This window comes from Blastopirellula sp. SH421 (assembly GCF_057808535.1).
In genome coordinates this window covers 1,701,267-1,724,960 of the sequence record NZ_CM173712.1, presented here as the reverse complement: position 1 = coordinate 1,724,960, position 23,694 = coordinate 1,701,267, and the positions used below count along the sequence as shown (strand labels likewise).

Sequence of the window (23,694 nt, the reverse complement as noted above, 5' to 3'; positions counted from 1 at the left end):
CGATCATGCGTGTCGGACTACTTACTCTTCAGTTCAATCGTAAACTCGGCGTTGTTTTTCGGCAAAACTTCTTGCGTCAGTGGAGTCAATTTCAGATTCGAATACTTCGCTGGAATCAATGATTTTTGCGGCGCATACAAATCAGCGGACGCCGCCGGCGCCAGCTTTTCAACAGTGACCTTATGCAAGCCGGGTGCAACGCCGTCTCCGGTAACAAAAGTCGTCAGCTCAAATTTACCCTGGCTATCGGTAGAGCCGCTCGCCGGTCTCCCTTTATCAGGTACGAATACGATGTTTGCGTCAGCCAACGGTTTTCCATCGTAGTTAACAACGCCCTCGACCGGCACAGTGACCGGATTGGTGGAACTGCCAAAACACCCTATCGATAGCAAGGCCAATGACATTCCAAGCATTACACGCAGCATTCCAGATTATCTCCCAGGAGGTGATCGCATCTTTGGATGGATACAGATGAAGCGGCAAAAAGCAGTTCCCTTAAAACGCACTGATCACTTGACCGTCGCGACGATCGCCCAAGCCTTGATAAGTGATCATGTCGAGCGTTTCGGCCAGAAAATGAACTGAGCCGTCACAAAGTAGAAACTGCGCGCCCCCTGCATGACGAGACTTGAAGCCCTGCGACGCTCCCCACTGTCCCGTATGCTGGTTGCAACCGCTTCCGGTTCCCGGCGCTCCTTCGCAAGTGTTGAAATTGATTGCGACTCCGGTCCCTGTATAGACCGAATTAATTCCCATCCAGCCGTCGCGAAGGTGCATTTCGCACTGGGGGCGCACTTCGCCCATCGCAATCGTGTTAGAAAGCCCATCCGTAATGTCTCGCATACGAGCCGACCAGGCAAAATGGCCAAACACTCCTGAGATTTCTGAAGGATTCAGCGTATCTGCTCGCACGACCGGCCCTGTCCCCCAGTGATTTCCGTGCGTCCCGCAAGGAGAATTGGCTTGGCTTCCCATGCTGAACGAATAGTTCGTCAGCGCTCGCTCTTCTCCATTAGAACTCGGAGTATGCGCAGCTCCATCTTTCCAACGACCAGGATTATCATCCGAGGGACAGAGAATGGTCGGGATGATCACCGAACTTACCTTCTTGCCATCCGCAGTCACGCTGACGTTGACCGTATCCCCGGTGAAGTTGCACGAATCGTAGAGCGGGCCTTGCTCTAGGTAAGGCAGAAGCTTGACATACTGACTCCCTTTATGGCTGTCATGGTTCGTCCCCCACACGCCGCCCACGATACTGGATGCTGTCGGAAAAATTTTGAGCGTGTCGTGATAGTTATGCAGCGCCAAGCCAAGCTGCTTCAGATTGTTGGAGCATTGCATCCGTCGCGCCGCTTCGCGCGCTTGCTGGACAGCCGGCAGGAGCAACGCAATCAAGACGCCGATAATCGCGATCACGACAAGCAGTTCTACCAAGGTAAAACCGGGCCGCTTGGCCTTGCTGAATTGGTTATTTCTTACCACAACGACTCCAAAGATTAAAAGGAAAAGAGATAACAGGAAAAGATCAAAGAGGAGACCCGCAAACCGTGATTGGAAAATGCCTCTCAGCACAAAGATCTAGCAAAGTTAGATTCAAAATCCGCACCTGATGAAGACGCCTAACGGATTGAATCCTTGTCTCTAGAGCCAAGTTCAAGCCCCTGGATGAACTCTGCTCAATCCAGTTGGCTGGCGATCCATTTTTTGGCAATAAAGGAAAAAACGCCTTAATGCCATAACTTGAGACCCAGGACTTCACCTTAACTGAAGGGGAAATATCTATCGGGATTAATGATTATATCTTAGTGGAAATTTTTTGAATAACTGCACCAAGTGAATCAAATTCCGATACTTTTGTCTCACGCAGGCTGGCGATGTCTGTTTTCGACTCACTATTCAACCGGGACTGGAGCCCAGAAACCCCAAATATCGCATAATTCAACTAGACAGCATCTCGCGCCCTCGATTGGCAATTGGAATGATTTTTGCGCTTTGTGTAATTTTTCTGCGCGAATTGAGATGTTTCTAGGTAACTACTACGGAAGCGTTCTGAGGATCACTTGTGACGATTTGTAACCAGAATGAAGAATTCGTGCGTCATTTTGCCCGCGTCGAGGGGCGGCTGCGCCGCTATGTGGCCGCCATGATGCCAACCTCTGGAGATGTGGATGACGTGATGCAGGAAACGGCGATTTCGTTGATGCGAAAGTTTGACCAATACGATCCAGAGCTTCCCTTTTTTAACTGGGCTTGTCGATTTGCCCAGTTCGCCGTCAAGAAGCAGCGAAATCAAACGAAGCCGAACACCCGCCAATTTTCGGACGCAGCGGTCGAAGCAATCGCGGCCGAGTATCCGCTCCATCAAGCTCAATCCAAAAAACGAGAAGCAGCGTTAAGTGATTGCCTGAGGCAACTCAATCACGACGATCGCCGCCTTGTCGAACTTCGTTACTTCAGCGAGGAAACGGTCGACAGCCTATCGCAGCGGACGTCGGAACCTGTTGCTCGGCTGTATCGTTCGCTTTCCCGGATCCGCAGAGTATTGGCGAGCTGCGTTCGCAAAAAATTGGCCACAGAGGATATGACATGAGTTCGAACTTGGATCCTGTCAGCAAAGACAAAATCGGAAAATTGCTGGACGCATTGCTGGACGAATCCATTAATGACGAGCAATTCAGCCAACTCGACCAGTGGATCGCGACCAGTGCAGAGGCCAGACAACTCTACCTCGATTATCTCCAGATCCACCAGGACCTGCCCGAACTGATTCTCCGCCAGGCCGAAACGCTTGGTGATGACGCTGACGGTCCGCGTTTGCTTCGACAGTCTCACACCTCTTTACCGCAACACAAGTCGCGCTGGCCAATCAGGTCGGCAGCCATGCTTGCGTTGGCCCTGTTAGTGCCGATCGCCCTGTTCATTGGAATCTATCTCGGGACTGCTGCTTCGTGGTCAAATCCGGAACTTGCAGACGCCCCAGGGGCGGAACCAACCATTCCAAGAGTTAGCGATGCGTTTTTTACGAATCTGGCGCACGCCCGGTTTTTCGGAGAATTGCCTCCTGAAATTGGCGAGTCTCCCCTTTTGAATCGCGAATATGTCCTCATTCAAGGCATGGTCGAACTTGGCTTCTCCAACGGGGCTTCGGCGGTGATCGAAGGACCTGCGGCGTTTCGGATTGAAGGCAACGATCTACTGGCGCTCGACCTGGGACGCTGCAGCGTTCATGCTCCTCCAGGCGCCGAAGGATTTCGGGTAGAGACGCCCGAGATCAGCATCGTCGATCGGGGCACTCGATTCTCAGTAGACGTTTCGCAAGATAGCGAGACGGACGTTCAAGTTGTCGAAGGAATGGCCGATCTCTACCGCAAAGCGAATCCCGCTACCGTTCAAGCGAATCTTTCGCGGGCTCCCCTACGACTGCAAGAAAAAGAAGCGATGCGTTTTGCGGCGATCAATCAGGCGGACGAGGTCCACTTGCCGTTCGATCCAGCTCGCTATCAGTACGGACTTCCGGATCGAGTGATTTCGTACGAAGCGACCACCAGCGCCGAGGGACTCGCACAGCTACTAACCAGCGTCACCGTGCAACGTGGAGCCCAAGTCGAGACGATCCCCGTAGAAGAACTAATCAACTCAAAAGTAACTTGGTTTCATGCGCTGCCAAATCATGGCTACTTGGCCGGCGATAAAACATTGCCTGGCCGGCGTGCGGCGATTGCTTCAGACCGCAGTCTCCGTACCGGCGTCATCAACATCGGAGGAAGCCGAGAACCGTTAACCACGGATCCGGTGATGAGCGTTGACGAGAGTCAGAATGACTTTGGTACGCCTGGGATGGGGATCCAGTTTGATCGGCCTGTGCGTAACGGCCCCGGTCCCGATGTGGTGTTGTTTGAGATTCAATTGATTATGAATCCCTTGGAGGGAGATGCTTTTCACGTCAGTCCGCTCAAGTTCGAGCCGGGGTTACATTCGCACTCCATCTCCTCGTTCGACCTGACGATGGAGTCGCCGGAGTCATTGCCTCTGGATGACCTCTATCTCTACAAGTTTGCTCAAGTCCCTCGTTCTCTGGAACAACTAGAAACGATTGCTTGTACGCCGCTGTTTCAAGTTTACAAACGCCAAGCGATCGCCGTGGGGATCGATTTATCGGATCTCGGCTACGCAGAAGGCGATCTTGTCGATGGACTATTTTTGCAAGATGACTTAGCGGATGACGACTATCTCGATCCTGTCCTCATCGCCGGCCTGCCTGAGCGAATCAGCCCTGAGTAAGCAGCAGCCGCTTGAGTTTTAATCCTCCTCCCTACTACCCCAGCATCTCTTCTCAACAAGGCTCGTGACATGAAATATCCCCCTGTCCGCAATGATCGAAACGGATTCACGCTGGTCGAATTGCTGGTGGTGATCGCCATCATCGGCGTCTTAATCGCTCTGCTTTTACCGGCGGTGCAGCAAGCGCGTGAGGCCGCTCGTCGCATGCAGTGCACGAACAATCTGAAGCAGATGGCGCTGGCCTGCCATAACTATATGGACATCAACAAAGAAAAACTCCCTTCCGGCGCCTTCCACCAAGATGACAGCCATGGCTGGGCGCTCTCGATCCTACCGTTTATTGAGCAAAACGCACTTTATGATGGGTACAATTTTTCAAAAGGCCCATCGGCGACAGAGAATGCGGCGATTCGAAAAACAGTTATCAATGGGTACATTTGCCCTAGTTTTAGCGGCAACCCCAGCAATACTGCGAGCGTTGCTTATTCAGATGGCGGGCTGTTGACTTACCAGGGAGTGCACGGCGTTTATTACAACGATGCGGCTTTGGATACCGGCTTGCAGGGAATCGCTTCAGCAGGACGAATTCCTGCCAACGGCGTATTTCAAATTAATGGAACCCGATCGGCAGCTGAGATCACGGACGGGCTGAGCAACACCATCATGATCGGCGACTTTGTACATCGTGATCGAACGGGCACCAACGGCGGGTTTCCGGGCAATGTGCGAGTTTGGCTAATAGCCGCCTATGGCACGGTCGACGGTATCTACAACACCAAAGCGATTTATCAAGACACGATCAATTCGCCTCGTGATCGTACCGATGGTATCGCTTTTAATCACCTTCCTTTCTCTGGCCAACATGCAGGCGGAGTCAACTTCGCCTTGGCTGACGCCAGTGTGCGGTTCTTACCCGATACGATCAATTTTGATGTCTATCGTGCTGCCGCGACCATCAACGGAGGCGAGCCGCTGCAACTGCCGTAATGCAATTCTCATCGGTCTCCCATTCCCCTTTCATTCCACATCGATTTCTAAACGGCGGCTCTGGCGATGGACCTTCGGTACACGTCGAGAATCACCTTTAAAATCGAACAGATACACTCCTTCCGGGCGATACATAATGCGATACATCCTGACCACGATCTGCTTGATCGGATTGATAAGCGGCTGCTCCACAGACGGAAGGCTAGAGACGGCGACCGTGACCGGTAAAATCCTGCACCAAGGCAAGCCGCTTCCCTATGGAGCGATCAGTTTTCGTCCAGAAGCTGGACCGCCTGCGTTTGGCAAGATCAGTAAGGATGGTACTTATTCATTAAGCACCTATGGAACCGGAGATGGCGCCGTCATCGGGAAACACCTGGTGTTGATCACTGCGACCGAGACCGACGCCGGCCTGGCTGCTGCGAATGACTCAGTCATCGAAATGCCCGTCACCAAGTCCGTAATCCCCGAAAAGTACGCCAGTTTTTCGACCAGCATGCTGACGGCTGAGGTCATTCCTGGAAAGAACAACGAGTTCAGTTTCACTCTCGATAAATAAGCCGTCTGACTTCCTCACTTTTTTCGCGATCCCGCCTGCCTGATTATCATGCCGCATCAAAAAACAACCATTATGAAACCGATTCAGCTTAGCTTGATTGCGATCGCGATCTCCGCGACTGTTTGGATCACCGCGCCCACCAATCTGATAGCGGACGATCTGCCGGTAGCCTTGTGGGAATTTGGCCCAGAGGAACAAACGCCGCTACATCCCGTGGGAGGCGTCCATCGTGATATGCCGGGACCGCGTCCGCCGATCTATCCCGATTTTCCGGTCAATAACTTGTCAGTCAAATTCGACGGCAGCGGATCACGTTTCGTCTATGAAGATCCAGGCGACAACAGTCCCTTTGACTTTGACAACGGCGATGAGATCACGCTGGAAGCTTGGGTCAATATTCGTGACCTTCAGGATGGTGAATTTACCTACATCATCGGCAAAGGCCGAACGGGTCGAGCCGGCTTTTCACCCGACAATCAAAATTGGGCTCTTCGAGTCAGCGGAATGGAGGGAGAAGCGCGAGTCAGCTTTCTTTTCGCCACCGTGCCGATCGAGCCTAACTCAGAGAACTGGCATCGCTACACGACCAGCACAGGGTTTCGTCCGCGAACTGGTTGGCATCACATTGCGATTACCTACTGCTTTGGAAAGCCCACAACCATTCAAGGCTGGATTGACGGCAAGAAAGTAGCTGGGCAATGGGATGCCGGTGGGCCTACCACCAAAACGCCGGCGATTGATAACGATCAAATTTGGATTGGATCGGCACTCGGTGGTTCTAAAAACAATAGCTTTCGCGGCAGTCTCGATTCGGTCGGAATTCATCGTGAGATCCTCGCGGATGAAACGCTGCAAACCCGCTTTCGCCGTGTGGGTGAAGAGCCAGAACCCACAGCCGAATCTCGCCGCATGCCTGAGCTTGGTCCGTTGCCTGCGGACCAAGTTATCGTGACCTTCCACGAAGGACTGCCAGCCCATGATCGCTGGTCATATTCTGACGAAACCTTGCCGCCAGCAGCGAAAAGTTGGTCTGGCAGCGCCCTGCTGCTCGACCAGATCCCGCTGAAATATGACAACTGGGGAATTCGAACCGGCTGGAACGCGCCAGTCTTGGTCCGGATGGCGGCCGACGTGACGCTTCCGCCGGGTAAACATGAGGTGCTAATGCGTGCACGCGGATTGGCGCGAGCCTGGATCGATGGGCGATTGGTCACACAATCCAAACCGTTAACCGGCTCACCTCACGGCGAAGAACCGATCACCCCAGTCGCGCTCCCCCCGGCTCCGGGACAACGTCCCGTATGGCATCGCTGTCAGGAAGTTTTGGCGTCGATTGAGATCACCGACGCGAAGCCAGTGCGCGTCGTATTTGACGCCATCGCCGGCGGCAAAAGATTTCGGGCGGAACCAGGCGAACTGACTCTCGCAGTTCGTTTAGAAGGGAGCGACTCCTTTTCCATTTTGCGACCCAGCGGGCTTGCTGAAGAACCGTTTCCTTTGACTGACGAAGCCGTGGAGGCGGAATTAGATCGAATCAACGCCTCGTTTGCGGCTTTGAACACGGCGGCACGTCATGCCGCCGCAGAAAGCCAGCAAGCTTTTTGGAACCAGCGTCATCAAGCGGCCCAAGCTTGGCTGAAAGCAAATCCAGCGCCGACAATTCCGACTGTCGCTCAGGATCCGGAAAACCCGATCGACGCGTTCATTCAGGCTCGCCTGGACAAAGTCGCCGCTTCGACTGACAACGCAACATCCTCTCCTGAAAACGACTTCATGACGAAGGTGTCGCCGATCTTAAAGAGCGAATGCTTTCGCTGCCATGGCGATAAGAATCAAGGGGGGCTGTCCCTCGCTTCGCGTGAATTGGCGATGTTGGGCGGCGACTCCGGCGCCTCGGCGATTCAGCCGGGAGATCCCCATGCGAGCGAAATGATCGCGCGACTTCGTAGCGCAGACGACGATCTGCGCATGCCTCCCTCTGGGAAGCCGCTTTCAGAAGCGAAAATCAAGATCCTAGAAAAATGGATCACCAATGGAGCCAAGTGGCCCGCAGCCAATTCGGAGCCAACTTCTCACGAAGTGGCCGCCGTAGTCAACGATGCGGCGTTCATCCGGCGCGCCTATCTCGACACGGTGGGCGTTGTCCCCACCGAAACTGAAGTTCAAACATTTCTTCAGGACGCAGCTTCTGATAAACGCGAACGTTTGATCGATCAACTGCTCGCCGATCCGCGTTGGGCCGACAATTGGATGGGATATTGGCTCGATCTGTTGGCCGAGAACCCAACTTTGATCAATGCCAGCCTCAACAGCACCGGCCCCTTCCGCTGGTTCCTCTATGACTCGTTGAACGACAACAAACCGATCGACCGAATGGTCACAGAACTGTTAATGATGCGCGGCGGCGCATATGACGGCGGGAGCGCTGGATTTGCGATCGCCGCCCAAAACGACTCTCCCTTCGCCGCGAAAGGACACATCGTCGGCACTGCTTTCTTAGGGATCGAAATGCAATGCGCCCGGTGCCATGATTCTCCTTATCACAGCACCAGCCAAAAAGATCTTTATTCGCTGGCGGCTATGTTTGCCCGCAAGCCGGTCAGCGTCCCGGCGACCAGCACGGTTCCGGCAGGATTTTTTGCCAACAAAGCGCGTGAATCGTTGATTAAGGTCACCTTGAAACCGGGTGAAAGCATTAGCCCCACCTGGCCGTTCGCCGTGCAAACAGGAGCTGAAGATAATGACGCGTTGAACTCTCTGCTGCAAAACCCCGAAGATTCTCGCGAGCGATTAGCGGCGCTGATTACGGGCCCGCAAAACACTCGGTTTGCGCAAGTCATCGCCAATCGTCTTTGGCGCCGCCTGATCGGGGCCGGAATCGTTGAATCGCCGCACGACTGGGAAGGTAATGAACCCAGTCATCCAGAGCTTCTGGAGTGGCTAGGAAAAGAACTTGTCGCCTGCGACTACGATCTTAAACGTCTGACGCGAGTCATCATGACTTCGCAACTCTATCAGCGTGAAGCGATCGGGAAAAACCAGGATGCGGAACCCGAGGCGCGGCTGTTTGTCGCTCCTGACCGACGACGATTGACGGCGGAACAGATCGTCGATTCGCTCTATGCAGCAACAGGCTGCGAGATGGATATCGAGGAGATGACGCTTGATCCTGACGGCCGGACGACCGTGAATGCGCGAAACACGTATGGCGATCCGCATCGCAGTTGGATGTTGGTCAGTCTTTCCAATGAACGCGATCGGCCCAGCCTAACGCTGCCGCGTGCCGCAGTCGTGACCGAAATGTTAACCGCGTTTGGTTGGAACGCCGATCGCCAGGCGCCCAGAACCGATCGAGAAATCGCACCCAATGTCTTGCAGCCGGCAGTGATGGCCAACAGCACCTTAAGCATTTCGTTAACGAGGGCCGCCTATCAAAGCCCCTTAGCCGATTTGGCTGTTGAAGCGACTTCTCCTCACGAATTGCTGGAATCGCTCTTTTTGCGTTTTGTCAGTCGCCCGCCCACACCGGCCGAGAGAAAAGTCTTCTTGAGCTTGTTGGAGGAGGGCTTTGAAGACCGACTGCTGCCTGTAGATCAAGTCATATCGCCTAAGACGCCCGAGCGACTTCCCCAAGTCACTTGGTGGAATCATGTCCGAAATGAAGCCAACAGTATCCAGCAGGAAAACGCCCAGCGAGTGTTGCTTGGGCCGCCTGCGGATCCGCGACTGAATCCAGAATGGCGAACGCAGTATGAAGACGTTGTCTGGAGCATCGTGAATCTGCGTGAGTTCGTCTGGATGCCGTAACGTACAGCGAACATTGCCCCCCCAAAATCATCATCTCGAATCTCGTGAGTTAGCAGCCATGTTCCCATCACCAACTTCTGCAATGGATCGCCGCCAGTTTCTCGCTGCCGGCGCTACCGCCGCTGGCTTGGCCGCAATGCCGACCTGGGCCACAGCGGCCGATTCACCACTCATTCAAGGACAAGCCGAACATGTAATTTCGATCTGGTTAGGCGGCGGCATGAGTCAGATCGATACCTTCGATCCCAAGGCGAAAGGTGAACCCGGCAAGCAAAAGCCGGGAAGCTATTACGATGCGATTCCCACTGCGGTCGACGGCGTCTCGGTCTGCGAACATCTGCCGAAGGTAGCCGGGTTAATGGACCGCGTGACCGCAGTTCGTACGGTGAACCATTCGGTCATCGACGAACATGCCGCAGCGACCAATTGGATGCATGTGGGCCGGCCTGTAAGCGGAACTGTCGTTTATCCGTCGCTCGGATCTATCATTGCGCACGAGCGCGGCTCGCTTTCAGAATCTGCGCCTCCCTACGTCTTGATTGGCTATCCCAACAGCTCGCGTGGGCCGGGTTTTCTCGGCGCCCAACATAGCTACTTGTACTTAACCGAAACGGGACGCGGACCGGCTGGGTTGTCGCGACATTTGACCGTTACGGCAGAGCGACAGAAACGACGCGACCAGTTGCTGACGCAAGTTCGTCGCCAGCAGACCCCCACCAGCGATAAGTTGTTACAAGACTATGCGGCGGCGGCGGATCTTAGTCTAAAGCTGAGCGGGCCCGAATTCATGCGCAGTTTTGAACTCGATAGTGAGCCAGCGGCGCTAAGAGAAAGCTACGGAGGCGAGTTTGGCCAACGCTGCTTACTGTCGCGAAGACTGGTGGAACGGGGCGTACGATTTATCGAAGTCTCGCACAATCTCAACTTTCTCAACGGCGCCGGATGGGACGTTCACAACCGTGGAATTCTTGACCAGCACAAGTTGATTCATGAATTGGACGACGCGCTCTCAGCGCTCATTCTCGATCTGCAAAATCGCCAGCTTCTGGATAAGACGCTGATCGTCGTGACGACCGAGTTCGGACGTCCCCCGCAATTTGATGGCGGCGGCGGGCGCGGCCATCAAGGCTCGACCTTCACCTGCGTCCTCGCAGGCGGCGGTTTAAAGCATCAAGGCGCTTACGGTCAGACCAATGAGCTGTCGCAAAAGATTACCGCTGATCCGGTCTCGGTTCCTGATTTCTTCGCGACCATTCATGCCGCCCTGGGCATCGACTATTCCAAGTCGCTCTACGACGGTGATCGCCCTGTTCCGATCACTGACCGGGGACAACCTATCGCCCAACTTTTTGGATAAGCAGGCTTAGGTACGCATCGACTTTTGCGATGTCCGCTTGGCGTCATCGCATCACGGGTCCACGACCAAGCAGCGCCAGCCGGTAGTCGACTTGCTGGTGCAATTTCATGCTGCTGGTTGTTAAATTTCGCACCGCTCTCTGGGGCGAAATCAAGCCGTAGCGGGCGAAGGCGAAGAATCCTTCGCAGCTTGATTTGTGTTTTCTCAGAACCGTTCGCTAAACGCCATCCTCCGACTGCGTTTTCGCCAATTAAGCCATGGTCGTGCGGTTAAATAAGGCAATTCGTCGCACGAAGCTCTAAAGACATGCTCATCTTACGCAGACCGAGTAAGAGCATGACACGCGAAAATTGAGCTACAGAGAAGGCCGCGAACGCGCTTCCAGCAGGGGGTATCGACTTCCATCGGGTGAACTTAGAGGAGACCAATTTGCTTGCTGTCTTATAAATTTGAATTATTTTTTTGGAATCCAGCGAGAATTGTTTCTAAACGCGGGAATTACTTGTACGGGATATTCTACGAATCCCCCATCATCCCGGACCCTAATCAAGGCTTTTCCATGAAATTCTCGCGAAATCATCAGCGCACAGGATTCACGTTAGTCGAGTTGCTTGTCGTAATCGCCATCATCGGTGTCTTGATCGCACTGCTTTTACCCGCCGTTCAACAAGCGAGAGAGGCAGCCAGACGAATGCAATGCACCAACAATTTAAAGCAGTTGGGCCTTGCGATGCACAACTACCACGACACGTTCAGAAAATTTTCTCCCGGGCTTGTGGGACGAGCCAACTTCGATCCCCCTGCCAGCGCTCCTGATTTTGAAAAGAGCCCGCCCACATGGATGCAGACCATTTTGCCTTTTATCGAGCAAGGCAATTTGTATGACGGAATGAAGCAGCACTTTGCCAACGGCGTGATGGCTAGCACTGCCCCAGGGCGATTCACCGTGATCGAAGCGTTGACTTGTCCTAGCGATCCGAATGCGGCCAAGGTAATCGACACCGGCGCGTCGTCCCCATGGTATGAGCGATTTGGATTCTACGGAAACTATGTCGCTTGCAGCGGGTCAGACTATTTTACGCCGACGGGCGATCCTAACATGCTCAATCGCGACGGAATCTTCTACGCCAAATCAGCGACCCAATTTGGTGATATCGTCGACGGAACTTCGAACACCGCCCTAATGAGCGAGATCTTAATCGTTCCGTACAGCGGCGCCTCGGGAGAGGTCATTGATCTTCGTGGCGCTTACTACTTCGGCCGTCGAGTTAGCGTCTGTTTCAGCACTCGAGAATCACCGAACACTTTGGTTGGCGACCGCCTGAGTACCTGCCAAAGCGCCTCCTTTGCGCCTTGCAACGGGCAAGGCGTTGATAATGCGATTATGCACGCGCGCAGTCGACACGTCGGCGGCGCCAACGTAACCCTAGCAGACGCTTCGGTCCGGTTTGTCTCGGAAACGGTCGATCGCATGACCTTCCAGGCATATGGTAGTCGTGCCAAAAACGAAGTGACCGAGCAATTATAGAGACCCAGCTGCGCCCTAGCTTGATCCTCAAAGCCCCGCAGTGATCGTACGCGAAACGCCTGCTTAAATCATTTCCGCAGGTAAACGGACCTCTCGATTCATCTCTTCTCACCAGTGACTCTTATGCCACGATTGCAGAAATCCGTTGTTTTGTATCTCTTGGCGGGGGCGGTCTTAATTGCTTCTGCCGGCTGCGGCGATCGACTTCCTCGCTTGCCGCCCACCGTCCCCATTTCGGCCAAAGTAACCATCAACGGTAAGCCTCTGCAAAAAGCGCTGATCGCTTTCAGTCCAGCGACGCCGGGCCCGTCGTCCAATGGCCGCATCGTCGACGGCGAGGTTATCGATCTGTGGACCAACAGTCAGAAACAGGGCGTAGTCATCGGCGAACATACGGTGACGATCTACGATCAACCCATGGAAGCCAACGCCGTCGATCTAGTGCCCGACAAATATGGCCGGATCGACGCAGGAATCGTGGTGACGGTCAGGGAGTCAGGACCGAATGAATTTTTGTTTGCGCTCGAGAAATAGCCGACGCTTACACTTTCATTTTTCACTTGCAGACCTGTATTGCCACACTGGGTGAGACAATAGCATCATGTTTTGACACAAAGTGCGTGGACATGGCGACTGGGGCAATTAAAAATAATAGTTAACTCATCTTATTTTGCCTCTTATCTTGTCCAGGAAAATTGTATGTCCAACGAGTCAAGTTTGACATTGTCGCGCCGTGGGTTCACGTTAGTGGAACTGCTGGTTGTCATTGCAATTATCGGCGTACTCATAGCGCTACTGTTGCCAGCGGTACAACAAGCGCGCGAGGCCGCGCGTCGGATGCATTGCACCAATAATCTGAAGCAGATCGGACTTGGTCTGCATAACTTTCATGATGTCAACGGTCATTTCCCGCCGGGAAGTCTTTGCAACACCGGATCGCGTTGGGGAAGCCCCGAGTGGCCTTATCTTTTGCATTTCATCCTGCCCTATCTAGAGCAGAACGCCTATCACGAACGGCTTAATAACTACACCAATGCAATGGCCTGGGGCATTCCGGCAACGCATGCCCAGTGGCAGCACCTGCATAATTTGCCGCTCGAAGCGCTGCAATGTCCCAGCGCAACCGAGACCGGACCGAAAGAAATTACAGGCGGACTGCGACTCGCAAACTCGAACTATCTTGGCATCTTCTCAGGCACCAACGATGGCGAATCGTTTAGTGATAACAACACGCTCCAGCGCGGCCTGTTCTCGGCGACCACTGAAAAAAAAGCCCGGCGCATGGCCGACGTGACCGACGGACTGAGCAATACCATGATTGTCGCTGAATACATCTCTGGCACGCCGAATGACGTTCGCGGTTGCTTCATCACCGCTCGCGCTGGTTGCCAATTTTTACAGGCTCGCAACACCCCGAACTCGTCGATTGCGGATGAGCTTTACAGCTATGATTCGGGTCGTTTTTGTCCTGCCAACGATCCCTTTTGCGTTGCGGTGGCGAACAATGACTCGAACCATGCCTCCTCCCGAAGTCGTCATCCCGTGGGCGTGAACTTCCTGCGCGGAGATGGCAGCGTTAGCTTCGCTTCGGACAGCACCTCGTTGACCATCTGGCAGAACGCGGCTTGGATTAGCGACGGAACTCCCTCGGCAGGGCTCTAATTTTTACAGGCTCTCGCGATAGTTCACCGCCCTTCCCCCATCATTGTGCTTGTCTGAGGAATTGAATTGTGTTGCATCTCTCCAAAATGCTTGTTAGCGATATTGACCGACAAGGCCGTTGGCAATTGGGCCTCTTGCTGGGCAGCGTCGGGCTCTGTTTCTGCTTGGGCTGCGGCCCCAGTTACGATGGTCCGCGCCGAGCCGCGGTCAGCGGTAATGTATCGCTCAACGGCAAAGCTATTTCTCAAGGCTCGATTGAGTTTATCCCTGCCGCGGATACCCAAGGCCCCACAGCTGGCGCTCGGATTGTCGAGGGAAAATATGTGGTTGCCGAAGCGAAGGGCCCAATAGTCGGCAACTATCAAGTTCGGATCTTCGCTCCTGGGCCAACTGGACGTAAAGTCTCGGTTGGCTCACTCGGTCCGGCAGGGACGCTTGTAGAAGAGATCGGCGAGACGGTGCCGTCCCAATACAACACCAAAACCAACCTAGAGCGTGAGATCATGGCCGGAAAAAACCAGCTTGACTTTGACCTCTAGAAGCCGGCCGCCGAACCGCCTGCCTGCCCCTACGCCCGCCTGATTGCCTGCCTTCAAGAAACGATCGTTCATGATTTGGTCACTCTCTCGACACTTCCGATCTTCTCGATGGGGCGGCTACGCTGCGGCGATCTGCCTGTTGCTTGTCAGCAGTTTGGATTTGCTGGCTGCCGAACCCCAAATTGATTTCGAATCGCAAATTCGCCCCCTGCTGACTGCTCGCTGCGTTGCGTGTCATAGCGCCAAATCACAACACAGCGGGCTGAGACTGGACGCAAAAAAATTCGCCCAAAAGGGAGGCGACAGCGGCCCCATCATCATCCCCGGCAAGAGCGACGAAAGCGAGCTCATCCGCCGTGTGACGAGCGACGATGAACTAGAGGTCATGCCGCCCGAGGGAGAGAAACTAACCGACAGCCAGATTGCTTTGTTGCGAACTTGGATCGATCAAGGGGCTGTCTGGCCAGAAACAGATGCAGATCGCGCAGCGCTCAAAGACGATCGCTTGGACCACTGGGCCTGGCAACCGGTAGCGCCAGTCGAAATCCCGCTGACCAACAATACAACTTGGGCGAAAAACCCACTCGATTCCTTCGTGCTGCAACAGCTTGAACAACAGGATCTTTCCCCTTCCCCTGAAGCGGATCGCCGGACGCTGATTCGGCGACTAAAGTTTGACCTGCTCGGCCTGCCGCCTACTTTTGAAGAAGTCGAAGCGTTCGTCGCCGATCCAGACCCGCAAGCCTACGAGCAACTAGTCGATCGCTACCTAGCATCGCCGCACTTTGGCGAACGCTGGGCGCGGCATTGGCTAGACATCGCCCACTATGCGGATACGCATGGTTTTGAGCGTGATATGATCCGCCCGAATGCATGGCTCTATCGCGATTACGTGATTCGCGCGTTCAACAACGACAAGCCGTACAATCAGTTCCTGAAGCAACAAATAGCTGGAGATGTCGTCAGTCCAGAAGATCCCGAATCGATTCAAGCGATCGGCTTTCTTGCCGCTGGGCCCTGGGATTATGTCGGTCAGGTCGAAGCTCGTAGCGAAGTTCTCCGCCGCGCTGCACAAGCCGATGGTCTCGATGATCTATCCACTCAGGTCTTAACGGCTGCATGCGGCGTGACGATCAATTGTGCGCGATGCCATGACCATAAGATTGATCCGATTTCGCAACAAGAGTACTACGCGCTCTGGTCAGTATTTGCCGGCGTCAAACAAGCGGATCGCCCGCTGAGCGCCAACGAAATTCAGCAACACCAACAGCAACAGCAGGCGCTGACCGCGCAAATCAAAGAGACGCAAGCCCAATTGGCGAGTCTCACCCAAACAGGGATCGACTTGGCCGACATCGTCGGCGGCGGCGACGGACATGGAAACGGCGTACCAGAGCACGGCGTCGATCCTTTGAACGGCAACGCTTTGTCTAGCAAGCTTGCGTTTCGTGCCGATGTCCAGCTCAATCAGTTTGCGATCTCAGAACACCCGCTGATCGATGGAGTGGTGATTCCCCAAGCGAGCTCGGCAGGAACTCCAATTACGTCGACGGGTCTTTTGGTGAACGACGTTCCCTTGACTTCGGGCCAAGTCTGGGACGGTATTCGAAATGGTCCAGTGAACCACCAGCACACGCTTAAGCGGGGCGGGATCGACTTTGCGGAGAAAAGCCAATCGCTACTTTCTCTACATGCCAATGCGGCGATCACCTTTGACCTGGCGGCGATTCGCGCAGCTGGCGCACCCCAGGCGATGACGTTTACCACGCAGGTCGGCTACTTCGGCCAAACTCCGACCCAGGGCGCCAAATTTTCCGTTTACGTCGACGGCCAATTGCAAACGGATCATCCTGCCATCGGAGCCGAAGATGAACTGACGCCGATCCAAGTGCAGTTACCAGCGGAAGCTCGGTTTTTAACACTCATGGCCACCGATGGCGGCAACGGCATCGGCCACGATCAAATCTGTTTCGGCAATCCGCGTCTGGTCGACGCTCAGCCGAAGTCGATTTCAGAGGAGAAATTAGCAACCATCGCGCACCTGCGGAAGCAATTGGAAAGCCTGCAGACAGAGCTAAAGTCGCTGGCCGAGCCGCAACATATTTACGCCGTAGTGTCGCAGCCGCCCCCAACCATTCACGTACTCAGCCGCGGCAATCCAGAGGATCCGCAACAGGCCGTCGATCCCGGCACATTAAGTTGCTTCGGGTTGCCTGCAAACCTTGGTACGCAGGCGACTCCCGAAGGAGAGCGCCGCCTAGCGCTGGCCGACTGGATCACCGATCCCCGCAATCCCCTGACACGGCGTGTGATTGTCAACCGCTTATGGCATCATCATTTTGGGCTCGGCCTGGTCGACACGCCGAGCGACTTTGGCCTGGCCGGAGGAGTCCCCAGTCATCCCGAACTCCTCGACTGGCTGGCCGAACAACTGCTGGCCCACGATTGGAAACTAAAGCCGCTGCATCGCCTGATCTGCACCAGCGCCACCTATCGCCAATCATCACGTAGCAACCCAGCCGCCGCGATGGATGCCGACAACCGGCTGCTCTCGCGGATGAATCCTCGGAAGCTAGACGCCGAATCGGTCCGCGATGCTGTCTTGACCGTTAGCGGCAAGTTAAATGACCAGATGTATGGGGCTGGCTTTCGCGATTTCAATTATCAAGAAGCCTATGCACCGATCTACGATTACATTACGCCTGATCGCCCCGAGTTGTGGCGGCGCAGCATCTATCGTTTTGTCGTGCGAACGACGCCGCATCCCTATCTGACGACGCTCGACTGTCCTGATCCGGCAAACTTTACCCCGGCCCGCAATCCGACGACCACGGTCCTACAGTCGCTCACGTTGTGGAACAATGCCTTTATGCTTCAACAGGCCGATTATCTCGCCGAGCAAGTGCGGCAAGCGGCCGGCGACTCGAAGACCGAACAAGCCCACGCCGCGTTTCGTTTGACGCTGGCGCGCACGCCGCTTCCTGCCGAAGCAGAGGCCAGCGTCCAGTTGATCGAAGCCCATGGGTTAGCCCAACTGTGCCGCTTGCTGTTGAATACTAATGAGTTTATTTACGTGGACTAGCCCTCGATGCCAGCGCCTTTCAATCATCTCCGCTCAACCGTCTCGCGCCGCCGTTTTCTCGCTGAATTTGGCGGAGGACTAGGGAGCGTAGCCCTGGCCGCGATGCTTGCCGATGCCGGAGCGCTGGCGCAGGAACCGACGGCGGCAGATGCTGCGCCACGCGGCCTAACGGCGAAAATTGCGCATCATCCTCCTAAAGCAGAGCGGGTAATTCAAATCTTTTGTCCCGGCGGGATTAGTCACGTCGATACCTGGGATTATCGTCCCGAACTGGAGCGACGCGCCGGTCAGCCGTTTGATCCCAACGGCGAACTAACCTTTTTCGCATCGAAGCCGGGCAATTGTCAGCCCAGCTTTTGGAAATTCCGCCAGCACGGCGAATGCGGCAAATGGATGAGTGATTTATTTCCGCACCTTGCTGGATGCGTGGACGACATCGCTTTTATTCACTCGATGCAAAGCAAGTCGGCCTTGCATGGGCCAGCGATGTTTATGATGAACTCTGGCTTCATCCGGCCAGGTTTTCCCGCAATGGGCGCCTGGGTGACATACGGTCTGGGAAGCGAAAGCGAGAACATGCCGGCGTTTGTCGTACTGCCTGACACGCGCGGCTTGCCCCCAGGCGGCGTACTCAATTGGGGCGCCGGATTTCTACCGGCGGTTCACCAAGGGACCGTCATCCAAACCGCTGCCGACAAACCCCCGATTGCCGATCTCTTTCCAGCGGCTGGGAGTGAAGTTTCGGCCGCGTCCGAAGCAGCAGGACGAGCATTGCTTCAACAGCTCAACCGCCAGCACGCGGCAGATCGGCCGGGCGACTCGATGCTGGAAGCGCGAATCGCCTCTTATGAGTTGGCGGCTCGGCTTCAGTTGGCGGCGCCAGAAGTGACCGATCTCGCTCGCGAGACCGAATCGATTCATCAATTGTACGCGACTGAACACGAGACGATCGGTCCCTTCGGTCGGCAATGCCTGCTTGCTCGCCGCATGGTGGAACGCGGCGTGCGCTTTGTGCAAATCTTCTGCGGCGCCGAAAACACCACCGCCGAGAAAATTCGCCCTAACTGGGACAGTCACGAAGATTTGCCCCGCGACCATGGCTATTGGGGCCAGATCCTGGACCGCGGCGCCAGCGCTCTGTTGACCGATTTAAAACAGCGCGGAATGCTCGATTCCACCTTGGTCATCTGCACCACCGAATTCGGCCGGCAGCCAGCCGCCCAAGGAGGCAAAGGCCGCGATCACAACCCCGGGGCGTTCACCGCGTGGATGGCCGGCGGCGGCATCCGCGGCGGCGTTAGTTACGGATCCAGCGACGAACTCGGTTTTCAAGCCCAGGAATCCCCAGCCTACTGCTATGACTTGCACGCGACGGCGCTGCATGTGTTGGGTCTCGATCACGAGCGGCTCACCTATTATCACAATGGAATCCAGCGCCGAATTACCGATGTGCATGGCCACGTCCTCAAGCCGCTGCTCAGCTAGCTGTTATTGGTCCGGTTTCGATAGGAGGGCAAGCCTCAGGCCATTTCCAACAGCTACGTTGAACCCTTGGGGCCTTATCGGGCTTCGCTCAGACAGGCCGCTCTGGCAAAAATCGCCCTAGACAAAGTCCAAGGATTTTGTCACTATATACTCACTAATTCAAGCAGGCCATACGAACCATGGGTTTCACCTTGACGATGGCCCTCTAACAGTCCGACAACATCCAGCGAGGTTGCCGGACTTGCTTGCTGCGCGGGATGTTTATTGGGGGGGCTTCAATTTCAGCAGTAAGAAAACGTTGCGGTCCAGTCCAGTCGTAAAGCAGGCGATGCCTGTCGATCCCCCTAAAGCCCCCAAGTCAACAACCGGGATACCATAAAAAATGCATGCCGGTCCGGTCCTGTCCCGTCCTTCGAACCGGTGTCGGGGGGCACGATCAGTACGGAGCAATGGGCAAGGTGGCGTTTCCCTCGCTGCACCACGCCTATCCCCCCGGCCCGCTTCACCCTGGGCAAACTACCCAGGATGAGTCATTTGCATTAGGGGGCGATGCAGAATAAAAAAGATGAAGGTCCAGTGTCCACTCAGGGAGTCTAATGACGAATGCCTATGAGGAAGCACGTCGAACGCAGAGCTAATCACTAGTGACGATGTTCGGTATTCAAGCATTCGACATTCTGGTTTCGACTTTCGTCATTCCAACCAGAGACCGCTTTCAGCTTTCCACTTCCCCTCTACTGAAGCATCCCATGTTGCGCCTAATCGTCTGTATTTTGCTACTCTCTGCGGCGACCGAATTGCTAGCCGCTGATCGTGCTCCGAATATCGTGCTGATCATGGCGGATGATTTGGGTTATGCCGAGTTGGGGTGTTATGGGCAGAAGTGGATCAAGACGCCGAACATCGATCGTCTGGCGGCCGAGGGGATTCGCTTTACCGACTTCTACAGCGGTAACGCCGTCTGTGCACCATCGCGCTGCTGCCTGATGACGGGCAAGCATTCGGGCCACGCCTATGTGCGAAACAACTTTGCCCAAAAGCAACTGCCGCCTGAGTCGTTGGCGCTTGGTTTGGACGATTTTCCTGGCCAACGCCCATTGGCCAGCGAAGAAGTGACAATTGCCGAAATGCTGAAGCAACGCGGCTACGCCACCGCGGCGATCGGCAAATGGGGCTTGGGACAGTTCGGCACGACCGGCGATCCGAATACGCAGGGCTTTGACCTATTTTATGGTTTCAATTGTCAGTCGCATGCGCATAACCATTATCCAAAATTCCTGATGCGAAATCGCCAGAAGGAAGTTCAACCAGGCAACACGCGCGGCGCGACCGGCGAAACCTACTCGCAAGATCAATTCACCCAGGTCGCCCTCGAATTTATCGAAGCCAATCAAGCCAAACCGTTCTTTCTGTATCTGCCGTTCGCGATTCCGCACTTGTCGATTCAAGTCCCTGACGAGTCGACCGCCGAATACACGCCTACGATCCCGGAAGAAAAATATGTGCACAAAGGCTACATCCAACACCCGACGCCGCGCGCCGCCTATGCTGCGATGATCACTCACATGGATCGCGACATCGGCAAGATCATGCGCAAGATTGAAACGCTCGATCTCAATGACAATACGCTGATCTTATTCACCTCGGACAATGGCGCGACCTACGATCGTCTCGGAGGATCGGACTCTGACTTCTTTGAATCCGTGGCAAATCTGCGCGGTTTCAAGGGAAGTCTGTACGAAGGGGGCGTGCGTGTTCCACTGGTCGCTCGCTGGCCCGGCAAGATCCAGCCGGGACAAGTTTCGCATCTGCCCAGCGCCCTGTGGGACCTGCTGCCGACGATCGCCGACATTACAGAAACGACCGCTCCAGAGCAGATCGACGGCCTTAGCTTGGCGCCAACTTTGTTGGGCAGCGGTAAGCAAAACGTGCACGACTATCTCTATTGGGAGTTCCCAGCCTACGGGGGTCAGCAGTCGATCCGAATGGGCAAATGGAAAGGGATTCGCCAAAAAATGTTGATCAAAAAGAATCCCGATCCGCTGAAGATCGAACTATACGATCTGGAAGCGGATCCCGGCGAGCAGCACGATGTCGCCGCCGAGCATCCCGACTTGGTCGCCCAACTGGCCAAGCTGATGGCCGAGGCGCACACCCCATCCAAGCTTGACAAAATGCCGGTGCTGGACGGGAAGTAGGAGAAAAAGCGGAAAGTTGAAAGCGGAGCAGACGAAGCAACGCGTCTCTTCAGATCTGCTTTCCGCTATACTCAAACTTTTCCCATCCCTGTTACGTTCGAGAATCTCGCGTGCGAAGAGCGATTGTTCTGGTGATTGATGGTTGGAGCGCTGGTTTTTTGTCCTCTTATGGGACAGCCTGGCTAGAAACTCCTGCGCTAAATCAGTTAGCGGCCCAGTCCATCTTGGTCGAGCATGCAACGGTCGAAACCCTCAACCTAAATCAACTATATCGCTCGTGGTTTCGCGCGGCGCATCCGCTGGCGCCAGAGGACGGCTTTGACTTGGCCGCACAGCTTGCGCAGGTCGGCGTGCCGCTGCATTTGTTGACTGACGAAGCGCTGCTACGTGATGCGGCTGGTTCGTTTGCGTTGGCGTCGGCTGAGTTTCTGCCGTGCACAGAACCGCAGATTGCTGATCACGAAGACGAGACCGAATTGGCCCGAATCTTCGGGCTGCTTTGTGATTGGCTTCCATCGGACGAGGGAGACGAGTTGATCTGGGCGCATGCCCGCGGAATGGCCGGAGCTTGGGACGCTCCGCTCGACTATCGTCGCTCGCTGGCCGAAGACGAAGATCCCGAGCCGCCGACGTATGCAATGCCCCCCTCCTCTCGCCCGACCGACAAATTGGAGCCGGATGAGTTACTCGGCCTATCCCAGGCCTACGGCGGCCAGGTACTACTGATCGATACGCTGCTAGAAGAATTGCTGACGACAATCGCCGCACTGCCGGTCGATCGCCAACCGCTGCTGATCATCACGTCCAGCGGCGGAATCCCGCTCGGTTTGCATCGTCAAATTGGGCGCGACGCAGCGCTGCCGTTGGCGATTTACTCCAACCTGATTCAAGTGCCGTTGACGTTGCGGTTGCCTGGCGCCGCCCAAGGACTGACCCGCGTGCAATCACTCGCGTCAAGCAGCGATCTACCAGCGACCTTGCTTGATTGGTTTGATGCAGCGCAGCCGCCGCGAGCAAACGATGAGGCCCGCTCGCTATTACAACTTGATTTGCCGGCAAGAGATCGCACGCTTTGCGTGCACGGCGATGAGCTCTATTTGCGGACCGTCGCCTGGGGAGCTCGGATAGATGGTGAGCAGCAGTGTCAATTGTTCGGCAAGCCGGATGATCGCTGGGACATCAACGACGTTGCGAACCGCTGCCAGCAGATTACGCCGCAAGCGATCGAATTAGCAGTTCAGACGCGCGACGCCATTCAACGCGGCGCCGCGCTGCCCGAATTGCCGTTAGAGCTCACGCACGGTTTGCGTTAGCGAAACCGCGAGGGCGCGTTCTGGGGATCCAACCGCGTTCCAACTCGGGGGGGATCGGCCTGCATGCCGAGACCGCCGACGCGTTGCGATTCGGCCGGAGCGGTGGCAATATTGCTGACGTTATTCATGGTTCCCGGCATGTTGCTGACGGCGACACGGGAAATCCGCTTTTCGTCAACCATGCGCGTGATCGTCACGGGACGTGAGACAGTGCGGGTTTCTGGGACCAAGTCACGACGCGTGACCGGCGTGCGAACCGTTTCGACGCGCGGTTCCCAACGCGTCACCGGAACCCAACGATAGGCGACGCGCGGTGGTGCAAACAGGTTTAACGAAATCGGCGTGTACGCTTCCCAACGATATTCGGTTATCGGCATATGGTAGGTGCGCTGGCTCTCTTGCATGTCGGTCGTGTACCGCTCGACGAAAACCTGCTCGGTATGCTGCTGCATCGTCGTTTCGACGACGGGACGTTGGACGGTGTCGACCACTTCGCGATAGGTCACACCGTTCTCTTGAACGTAGTTCGGCTGTTGGCCGCGAACTTCGTAGGCGATCAGCAGACCAAGCAAGAACGCCAGGGTCAACGCGAAGTTCTCGCGCGTCAGCATCATGCATCCCCCCCAAATATCTCTGCCAGAAATGAAGACTTGCGCCTTGGCTGGCTGTGGAGCGCGTCTTCGTGTAGCGGCAATCCATCGCCGACTACAATTCATACTCTGTTAGGATGTTCGGCAAGCGCGCCACCGGGAGTTGACCCAAACTAGGCTGCTAGCGAGCTGCATTCTCCGCATTGTTCCCAACTCGTGCAGCACGCGACAACGCATCTAAATCAACTGATTGGCTAAGGTCGAAAATGGTGCTATTCTTCGTCCCAGGCGCCAGCATTACTA

General features: G+C 55.3%; 17 protein-coding genes. 14 read left to right on the top strand and 3 right to left on the bottom strand.

The features are described 5' to 3' along the window. Positions 1–17: 17 nt before the first annotated feature. Both SH421x_RS07100 and SH421x_RS07095 read right to left on the bottom strand, forming a co-directional pair. Positions 18–425: a carboxypeptidase-like regulatory domain-containing protein gene (locus tag SH421x_RS07100; protein ID WP_488854719.1), complete on the bottom strand. Its 408-nt coding sequence runs from the start codon at positions 423–425 to the stop codon at positions 18–20. Between the two features lie 70 nt (positions 426–495). Beyond that, the gene (locus SH421x_RS07095; protein WP_488854718.1) at positions 496–1,485 is read right to left on the bottom strand and encodes a DUF1559 family PulG-like putative transporter; all 990 of its coding nucleotides are present in this window, start codon (positions 1,483–1,485) and stop codon (positions 496–498) included. 580 nt (positions 1,486–2,065) lie between these two features. Between SH421x_RS07095 and SH421x_RS07090 the strand changes: the two genes are divergently transcribed. The 14 genes from SH421x_RS07090 to SH421x_RS07025 all read left to right on the top strand — a co-directional run bounded on the left by SH421x_RS07090 (position 2,066) and on the right by SH421x_RS07025 (position 22,801). Beyond that, complete coding sequence (locus SH421x_RS07090) at positions 2,066–2,593, top strand: sigma-70 family RNA polymerase sigma factor (RefSeq protein ID WP_488854717.1); 528 nt, start codon at positions 2,066–2,068, stop codon at positions 2,591–2,593. Beyond that, the gene (locus tag SH421x_RS07085; protein WP_488854716.1) at positions 2,590–4,284 is read left to right on the top strand and encodes a FecR family protein; all 1,695 of its coding nucleotides are present in this window, start codon (positions 2,590–2,592) and stop codon (positions 4,282–4,284) included. Before SH421x_RS07090 ends, SH421x_RS07085 begins: the two co-directional genes overlap by 4 nt. Before the next feature lie 69 nt (positions 4,285–4,353). Continuing rightward, positions 4,354–5,271, top strand: coding sequence for a DUF1559 family PulG-like putative transporter (locus SH421x_RS07080; protein WP_488854715.1), 918 nt, complete (start codon positions 4,354–4,356; stop codon positions 5,269–5,271). 136 nt (positions 5,272–5,407) lie between these two features. Then, positions 5,408–5,830 (top strand): hypothetical protein, encoded by a 423-nt coding sequence (locus SH421x_RS07075; protein WP_488854714.1) that lies wholly within the window; start codon positions 5,408–5,410, stop codon positions 5,828–5,830. Between the two features lie 72 nt (positions 5,831–5,902). Further along, positions 5,903–9,637, top strand: a complete 3,735-nt coding sequence (locus tag SH421x_RS07070) for a DUF1553 domain-containing protein (RefSeq protein ID WP_488854713.1) — start codon at positions 5,903–5,905, stop codon at positions 9,635–9,637. Between the two features lie 58 nt (positions 9,638–9,695). Beyond that, the gene (locus SH421x_RS07065; RefSeq protein WP_488854712.1) at positions 9,696–10,994 is read left to right on the top strand and encodes a DUF1501 domain-containing protein; all 1,299 of its coding nucleotides are present in this window, start codon (positions 9,696–9,698) and stop codon (positions 10,992–10,994) included. 559 nt (positions 10,995–11,553) lie between these two features. Next, on the top strand, positions 11,554–12,522 hold the full coding sequence (locus SH421x_RS07060) for a DUF1559 domain-containing protein (RefSeq protein ID WP_488854711.1): 969 nt from the start codon (positions 11,554–11,556) through the stop codon (positions 12,520–12,522). Between the two features lie 123 nt (positions 12,523–12,645). Beyond that, positions 12,646–13,056: a hypothetical protein gene (locus SH421x_RS07055; RefSeq protein WP_488854710.1), complete on the top strand. Its 411-nt coding sequence runs from the start codon at positions 12,646–12,648 to the stop codon at positions 13,054–13,056. 165 nt (positions 13,057–13,221) lie between these two features. Continuing rightward, positions 13,222–14,184 carry a DUF1559 family PulG-like putative transporter gene (locus tag SH421x_RS07050; protein WP_488854709.1) on the top strand — a complete coding sequence of 321 codons (963 nt, stop codon included), beginning with the start codon at positions 13,222–13,224 and terminating at the stop codon, positions 14,182–14,184. 68 nt (positions 14,185–14,252) lie between these two features. Then, positions 14,253–14,723 (top strand): hypothetical protein, encoded by a 471-nt coding sequence (locus SH421x_RS07045; RefSeq protein WP_488854708.1) that lies wholly within the window; start codon positions 14,253–14,255, stop codon positions 14,721–14,723. 70 nt (positions 14,724–14,793) lie between these two features. Beyond that, complete coding sequence (locus SH421x_RS07040; RefSeq protein ID WP_488854707.1) at positions 14,794–17,805, top strand: DUF1553 domain-containing protein; 3,012 nt, start codon at positions 14,794–14,796, stop codon at positions 17,803–17,805. 6 nt (positions 17,806–17,811) lie between these two features. Continuing rightward, positions 17,812–19,290 carry a DUF1501 domain-containing protein gene (locus SH421x_RS07035; protein WP_488854706.1) on the top strand — a complete coding sequence of 493 codons (1,479 nt, stop codon included), beginning with the start codon at positions 17,812–17,814 and terminating at the stop codon, positions 19,288–19,290. A 749-nt stretch (positions 19,291–20,039) separates the two neighbouring features. Further along, entirely contained in the window at positions 20,040–21,488 is a 1,449-nt protein-coding gene (locus SH421x_RS07030; RefSeq protein ID WP_488854705.1) for an arylsulfatase, read from the top strand. A 110-nt stretch (positions 21,489–21,598) separates the two neighbouring features. Further along, a complete protein-coding gene (locus SH421x_RS07025; protein ID WP_488854704.1) occupies positions 21,599–22,801 on the top strand; it encodes an alkaline phosphatase family protein in 1,203 nt (400 codons plus the stop codon). Here the strand turns inward: SH421x_RS07025 and SH421x_RS07020 are convergent. Further along, positions 22,798–23,415, bottom strand: coding sequence for a hypothetical protein (locus SH421x_RS07020; RefSeq protein ID WP_488854703.1), 618 nt, complete (start codon positions 23,413–23,415; stop codon positions 22,798–22,800). The two genes, SH421x_RS07025 and SH421x_RS07020, sit on opposite strands and share 4 nt — an antisense overlap. Positions 23,416–23,694 lie beyond the last annotated feature (279 nt).